The sequence below is a fragment of the Ornithinimicrobium sp. genome, from assembly GCF_035267225.1.
Taxonomy (GTDB): Bacteria; Actinomycetota; Actinomycetes; order Actinomycetales; family Dermatophilaceae; genus Ornithinicoccus.
On record NZ_DATFMA010000098.1, the window covers coordinates 1 to 3592 of the forward strand.

Annotated in this window: 3 protein-coding genes and 1 pseudogene; 1 reads left to right on the top strand and 3 read right to left on the bottom strand. The window is 69.5% G+C overall.

Annotation, left to right across the window (positions count from 1 at the left end; translation table 11 throughout):
* Nucleotides 1-75: 75 nt before the first annotated feature.
* A complete protein-coding gene (locus tag VJ976_RS10065; RefSeq protein ID WP_324100085.1) occupies nt 76-1122 on the bottom strand; it encodes a hypothetical protein in 1047 nt (348 codons plus the stop codon).
* Between the two features lie 105 nt (nt 1123-1227).
* Nucleotides 1228-1884, bottom strand: a pseudogene (locus tag VJ976_RS12695) (AfsR/SARP family transcriptional regulator); the annotation flags it as partial.
* Between the two features lie 189 nt (nt 1885-2073).
* Here VJ976_RS12695 and VJ976_RS10070 point away from each other — a divergent pair.
* Nucleotides 2074-2913, top strand: coding sequence for a class I SAM-dependent methyltransferase (locus VJ976_RS10070; protein ID WP_324100086.1), 840 nt, complete (start codon nt 2074-2076; stop codon nt 2911-2913).
* A gap of 13 nt (nt 2914-2926) precedes the next feature.
* Here VJ976_RS10070 and VJ976_RS10075 read toward each other — a convergent pair.
* Nucleotides 2927-3592 (bottom strand): helicase-related protein (locus tag VJ976_RS10075; RefSeq protein WP_324100087.1); only part of this gene is annotated, 666 nt, incomplete at its 5' end.

Sequence of the window (3592 nt, forward strand, 5' to 3'; positions counted from 1 at the left end):
GGTCTGACTGGCTCACTGTCGTGCGGCACACCATCCACGCGATCGCTGTCGAGCAGACGGTGGCCGAAGGCCCACCTACTCCAGCGCCCCGAGGGCGGGGTTGTCGACCTCCACGGTCAGCTGGCGCGCTGCTCGGGCCGCGTGGGGGTCGCCGAGCTTGCCTCGGTGCGCGTAGGCGCGCACGACGAGCTCTCGCATACCGGTACGGGTGGCGAGTGCCTCGAGGTCGTCGATCCATTGCCTGGCTTCCGCCGGGTAGTGCTCGACGGCAAGTGCGCACAGGGCATCGAGGCAATAGCCCTCTACCCAGAGGTAGGCGTCAGGCAGGCGTGTACAGCGCTGACGAGCCCGGGTGATCCATTGCCGGGCTGTCGACGTGTCCCCGCGGTAGGCTGCCACCAGGCCCAGACCACGAGCAGCGCCACCCTCCCAGCACGGATCTTCCAGCTGCAAAGCCATTGCGTGTGCGTGCTCGTAGGCGGAAGCAGCGGCATCCACCCTGCCGTCCAGCAAGTCGACTTCGGCCAGCAATATCTCGGGCAGTGGCACGAAAGCGGTCCAGCGAAGGGAGTGCGCGCAAGAGAGCCCGGCAGTGAGGCATTCGCGAGCCTCCTCGAGCTCCCTGCGAAGCAGGTGCAGTCTCCCCCTGAACGTCCACGCCCATGCCTCGACGTGGCCGACCTGGCCCGCCTCGGCGAGGTGCAGTGCCGTGTCCAAGGTGATGCGGGCGTCGCGGTAGCGGCCCAGGTCCGTCAACGCCACGCCCCGCACGGCCCTGGCCCACGCATGCTCGGTGGCGTTCTCGTCGGCCAGAGTCTCGGCGCTGTGTAGCCACAGCTGAGCTCGGTCGTACCGACCCCGCAGCACCTCGATGTAGCCCAGTTCGCGATGCGCCCGAGCTGCGGACCCCGGGGCCCCGACTCCGTCGGCTACGCCGATCGCTTCGTGCAGAAACCCAGCGGCCTCGCCGTCGCGACCCCTCACGCTGTGAGCCAGCGCCGAGCCGAGCGCGATCAGGCTCTGAACCGCAAGGGGACCGTCGTCGAGCTCCCGCGACTCAGCCACCGCCTGGCGCAGCAGCCCGATCGCCGCATCGACGGCTCCCGCGTCGAGCGCACCCACTCCTGCTTCGAGCGCGGCCGTCGTGGACGCTCGTGTCGCCGCCCGCCCCGGGAGGACCCTTCGCGTTCGCGCGGGGCTCGCCGCGTGAATCACGGCCCCCGTTGGGTCGGACCCGATCTCGCGCCGGAACAGCGCGATACAGGCATCCCGTTGTGTCTCCGCGGCTGTCTGGTCACCAGTCGCCGCGTAAGCCCTGACCAAAATCTCCTGCGCGTCCTCATCGAGGGGGTCCGCGGCAACGAGCCGACTGGCGAGCTCCACCGCCTGTGCCCCGTCGCCTGCAGCCAGGCTCGCCCTCGCCGCCTCGCGCACCACGCCGTCAGCGGCTCCTGCCAGTCGTCTGCGGGTCACCAGAAGCCAGACCTCCAGACCAGGACATCCTGCGAAGGTGCTGCCCTGCAGGAGATCTTGACCGAGACCAGGGACCTTCACCGCCTGCCTCCAGGTGCCGGCCGTGAGCGCGTGAACGTCGACGAAGGACCCAGGCGGCAGACTCAGCACGACAGGATCTCCGAAGACGCTCGACTCCTGCCCCAGAAGCGTGCGGAGCTGCGTCAGATTCCAGCTGAGCGCGTTGAGGGGATCATCCGCTTCCGGAAACAGCAGCTCAGCGAGCCATCGCCGACTCGGGGCAGTCTCGGCAGTGAGGAGATAGGCCAGCAGTGCCCACGCTTTGCGACCTCGCGGCGATGGCCGCGGATGTCTCCCCGAGAGGACTCGCGGCCGAGGACCCAGCAGGTGGATCGACAACCCCTGGTCCATCCGCCGATACTGCCACGTTTGCTCTCATCACAGGCGGCGTCACAGACCACCGGCCTACGCTCACAAGCGTCAGCGGTTGTCCAAGCGAGGAGGTTCGGACATGGTCACTCTCGACCCCAGAAGGCCGGCGCGAACAGGCATCGTCGCCCCCGTGCCCGGTGAAGCCACGTGCGCCCTGCGGGACCTGTCATGAGCGCGGCGCCAGAACAAGCCGAGGCCGACCGGGCGCTGAAAGCCAGGCACCGCGCCATGTGGGCCATGGGAAACTACCCTGCGGTAGCCGAACAGGTCATCCCAGAACTGGGGGCGCTCCTGGTCAAGGCGAGTAGGGTGGGACTCGGCGACAGGGTGCTGGATGTTGGCGCCGGGTCCGGCAACGCCGCCATCCCCGCGGCGCTGGCCGGTGCCAAGGTGGTGGCCTGTGACCTCACTCCTGACCTTCTGGAGCACGGGCGCCGCCACGCCGCGAGCCAGGGCACCGAGCTGGAATGGCGTGAGGGCGACGCGGAGGCCCTGCCCTTCGCCGACGACGAGTTCGACACGGTGCTCTCGTGCGTCGGAGTCATGTTCGCCCCGCACCATCAGGCCAGCGCCGATGAACTGGTTCGCGTGTGCCGGTCCGGCGGCACCATCGCCCTGTTGAGCTGGACGCCAGAGGGCTTCATCGGGGAGATGTTCGCGGCCATGAAGCCTTATGCCCCCGTACCACCACCGGGTGCGCAACCTCCGCCGCTGTGGGGTCGCGAGGACCACGTCCGAGAGCTACTGGGCGACAGGGTGAAGGACGCGACCTTCACCCGCCACGAGGTCATCGTCGACCGCTTCGCATCGCCGGAGGAGTTCAGGGACTACTTCAAGGCGAACTACGGCCCCACCGTCGCCATCTACCGGGGGCTCGCCGAGGACCCAGCCCGGGCTGCGGAGCTCGACCTCGACCTTGCCGAGCTCGCGCGCCGCCACAACCGTGGGCGAGACCGTCTCGTGATGGGCTGGGAGTACTTGCTCTTCACCGGCGAGAAGGGTGAGTAAAGGTCCACCTCGGTCATCGGCCTTGGCGAGGTCCATCGGAGCGACGAGTGCCAGATCGACGGCCACCGGACCTCGGAGCAGCGGAGCGTCGGCTACCAGAACGCTGACCACCAGAGCGCCCACCGCCACTGCGCCGCCCGGCATGCGCAGCCGTCCGGGGCTGCCCGCCCGCGGCCTCCGCGCTCGGGGCGCCTACCGGCACCGGGGCCGGGCTGCCTTCGGCGCGCGGCGCGAGCTCGCGGAGCACGGGGTGCCCCATCCGGACGCGGGTCGTCGTCGCGGTGACGCCGGCCTTCTTGGTCAGCACCTGGACATCGCGGACCTGCTCGTCCGTCATCAACGTCACGACCCGACCCGAGGCACCGGCCCGGGCCGTGCGACCCGAGCGGTGCAGGTAGGCCTTGTGCTCCTCCGGCGGATCGGCATGGATCACCAGCCCGACGTCGTCGACGTGGATGCCGCGGGCCGCGATGTCCGTCGCGACCAGGGTCGGAGCCTCTCCCGAGTGGAAAGCCTGCAGGTTGCGGGTGCGGGCGTTCTGGGCCAGGTTGCCGTGCAGCTCGACGGAGGGGACACCGCGCTCGTTGAGCTGTCTGGCCATCTTCTTGGCCCCGCGCTTGGTCCGGCTGAAGACCAGGCTTCGCCCGGAGCCGAACGTGAGGTCGGCCAGGATGTCGAG